Below are 2,769 nucleotides of genomic sequence, written 5' to 3'. Positions count from 1 at the left end.
CTTCTGCCCTTACTCATAATGGACACATCCTTTCTTAACTAAATATTATTTTACTTAGTTCGACTTAATGTGTCCACTACTTTATACTAACACCAGAAATTGAACAAGCAGTTAAAGAATTATATGGTGATTTTAAATTAACTAAACAAGCAGAAGCATATGAATATAGACAAAGCTTATCTCAAAATGATTTAGAAGATTTAGCTTAATATAATTATAGAAAAAGTGAATATTTTTAATATATTACAAATAATAAACATATTTTATTATTTATTTAATATAAAAACACATATATAAATAAAATATTATTAAAAGTTCAATAGATAAGAAAATTAAAGAATTAAAGTAAAAATAATATAAATCAAATAAAAACTTGTTAATTAGTATATAAAAAAGTTAATGTTTTCTATAAGATTCATTAGCTTTTTTTATTTTTATTAATTTACACTTTATGTAATAAAATGTATAATTAAATAAAATAACATTTATAAGGAAGGCATATACATGAAAAAATCTCATAAATATATTCTTGGAATCTTAGCATCTATAGTTATAATAATAGGTGTAAATATATTTGAATATTATGAAAAAGAAAAAAAAACACCTCCTAAATATCCTAAATTAAGTTCCAAGCAAGAAAAAGTATTAAAAGCTAAATATAAAATTAGTGATTCAGATTCAATAAAATGTAATTCAAGTATGTATGTAGAAAATAAAACTTATGACTATTATACTGGACCTCTTAGAAATGACATTGATGACTTAAAGTGGCAGGGAAATTTAAATGTAACTGATAATAAACTTTTTTATATAACTTATGTAATTACTCATACTGATGATTATATAATTACATATATTAATAATAATCAGTGTGTAATTAAACTTAAAGCTCCTATATCTGAAGATGATAGAAAATTTTTACTTAATAATTTTTTATATAATAATATGGCTAAAATGATAATTTATCCATTCAATAACCCAAAGAAAATTATTTTACATAACCCAAATGAGATAAATGGGTATTATTTTGTTGACTTATCTTCTAAAAATATAAAAAAAATTGATTCTCCGCAACCACCTGCTAGATATCACTGTGTAGATATTAATTATAAAGAAAATGTAGCAGTGGCGTACGCATCAGGTACATTTATAACACCTTATAACTATGTATTTGATGAAGATGGTAATTTTATATGTAGATATGAAGAATAAATCTTTGTTAATATTAACAAAGATTTATTTTTTATAGTAAATATAAATAATACTATTTTTATTTATAGTATAAAAACATGAGCTAATTTTTTAGTTTTTTATTTATCTATAGATTATGTTTAAAGATATTTTAATTAAAATTTTATTATTTTCATTTATTATTAATATGTGATTATAATTAAACTATATTGTGAATTAATTATATTATAGGATTTATAATGAGATTATTACAATTAAAAACTTTATAATTTATTCAAAATAAAAGAATTTAAAATAATCTATATTATTGTAATTATAATACATTTATGAAGTGTGGTGAGATTATAAAGTAGAAAATTATTATATGAGATATATAGTAATTTATATATTAGATTGGAATAAATATTTATTGAATACGTATTCAGAAACCGCAAGAATGTTAGATAGAAAATATGTTATAATAAATTCATAATAGGAATAAATTAAAAAAATTGTAAAATATGAGAGGAAAAAATATGGAGATGGGAATGAAGAATATTAAGGGTTTAGATTTTCTATATTTAGGATTATATGCTTTTGCAGGATTAGGTTCAGAATTGTTGTTAGTTCTTTTATTGAACCATCGCTATATGGAAAGAGCATAAATGAATTTACAAATTTAGAAAATATAATACATTGGATACTTACTTGCATTATATGGGGTATTGTTTCAGCACTACTAATCTCTATATCAAGGAATAAATATCAGTTTAATATCTTAGATAATAGAAATAAACTAGGAAAACTAAACTGGATTATTGCTTTAATTATTTTAGTAATTTCTATAATCATTAGTATTTGGCAGTGGAATGGATTTAAGGTCTTGATAGAATTTAAAAATAATGGGTGGGTGAAATTTATTTTTCAGTATATTTATTATATTTTTGAAGCGGTACTTGTTTTATTGATTATAGTATTTGGTCAAAAGGCTGGAGAAATGAGTTTTAAAAATAAGAGACTTCCTTGGGGTGGTTTTCTTTTAGGAGTAACATGGGGGTTAATACATTTATTAACAAAAGGAGATTTAGTTATAGGTTTAATACTATGTTTAGCTAGTGTTTTATATGGAATCGCATATCTAGCCGTAAAGAAAAATATTTACATTGCTTACCCAATTATATTTTTAATGTTTGTATTGTAGCAAATAAACTATTAGCAATTTTTTCAATATTTATAGTAATATAAATATATCAATTAACTTATAAATAGGAAGTAAAACTTTTAGATTAGCTAATTAAATATATGCAAAGTATTCCATAAAAATAGTTTATATTAAGGATGATATAGAATGTACAATTAATTAAAAGATATTTAAAACTTTAGAACTTGGAATATTATAAAAAAATAAATGAAGGTTGTTCACAGATGACTTAAAATTTTATTAGAAGATTACTATGGAAATAAGCTACTATTACGTATTTCAGATGCAGTTAATTATAATATTTGGTGTTAGTATAAAGTAGTGGACACATTAAGTCGAACTAAGTAAAATAATATTTAGTTAAGAAAGGATGTGTCCATTATGAGTAAGGGCAGAAG

Annotated in this window: 3 protein-coding genes; all 3 read left to right on the top strand. The window is 21.7% G+C overall.

What is annotated here, in order from left to right:
* The first annotated feature begins 504 nt into the window (after positions 1-504).
* The gene (locus BUA70_RS12770) at positions 505-1,212 is read left to right on the top strand and encodes a hypothetical protein (RefSeq protein ID WP_072897877.1); all 708 of its coding nucleotides are present in this window, start codon (positions 505-507) and stop codon (positions 1,210-1,212) included.
* A 494-nt stretch (positions 1,213-1,706) separates the two neighbouring features.
* Positions 1,707-1,835 carry a hypothetical protein gene (locus BUA70_RS13350; protein WP_280164089.1) on the top strand — a complete coding sequence of 43 codons (129 nt, stop codon included), beginning with the start codon at positions 1,707-1,709 and terminating at the stop codon, positions 1,833-1,835.
* Positions 1,836-2,080: 245 nt separating this feature from the next.
* Complete coding sequence (locus tag BUA70_RS12930) at positions 2,081-2,371, top strand: hypothetical protein (RefSeq protein WP_200789781.1); 291 nt, start codon at positions 2,081-2,083, stop codon at positions 2,369-2,371.
* The last annotated feature ends 398 nt before the right edge of the window (positions 2,372-2,769 follow it).

Source organism: Clostridium fallax (assembly GCF_900129365.1).
Classification (GTDB): Bacteria; Bacillota; Clostridia; order Clostridiales; family Clostridiaceae; genus Clostridium_AH; species Clostridium_AH fallax.
This window is presented reverse-complemented; position numbering and strand designations above follow the sequence as displayed.